Raw genomic sequence first — 565 nt, forward strand, 5'->3', positions numbered from 1 at the left:
GACAATGTACCTTTTCCGCGCCCCAAATTGCACCTACTACACACGTGTTTGTCTGCCGAAAAAACTTCGAGATAATGGCTTTCCGTTCGATCTGAAAGTATCTTTACTAACCAAGAACCGTCAACTTGCTTCTGAACGCAATCTAACCGTTGCTGCTAGTCTAAAAGAGTTAATAACTAAAACTCATGGGCAAAGTTGTGTAGAAGGCTTTAAAGCGGATTGTGATGCGATTATCGATGAGGTTCGTAGTAAGTTTGAATCGAATCAACCTGATATTGAGGTATCTGCCGCTCCAGTTCGTAAAGCAGAACATCGGGACTTAACTTCTACAGTTCACCGAAAGAATCACCCTGTCGTTTCATTAAAAGCGGCGCTAGACGCTTTTGTCGCTAGTAAGAAGTTGCAAAATATCAGACCTTTAACAGTGCATCAGTTAAATGCTCGTGCCAGTCACTGTATTAACCTGTTACCCGTTGAATCCGTGGATCCTGTTACTTCGGCTCATGCGTTGGTGTACCGTGACCAACTCCTCAAGGAAGGGCGTAGCTATAAGACAAACAAAGAG

The 565-nt window shown here is 43.5% G+C and carries 1 pseudogene; it reads left to right on the forward strand.

The features are described 5' to 3' along the window. Positions 1-565 (forward strand): annotated as a pseudogene (locus tag AB4486_RS25910) (hypothetical protein); the annotation flags it as partial.

Origin of the sequence: Vibrio sp. 10N.222.55.C6 (genome assembly GCF_041473395.1) — a bacterium.
GTDB lineage: Bacteria > Pseudomonadota > Gammaproteobacteria > Enterobacterales > Vibrionaceae > Vibrio > Vibrio crassostreae_C.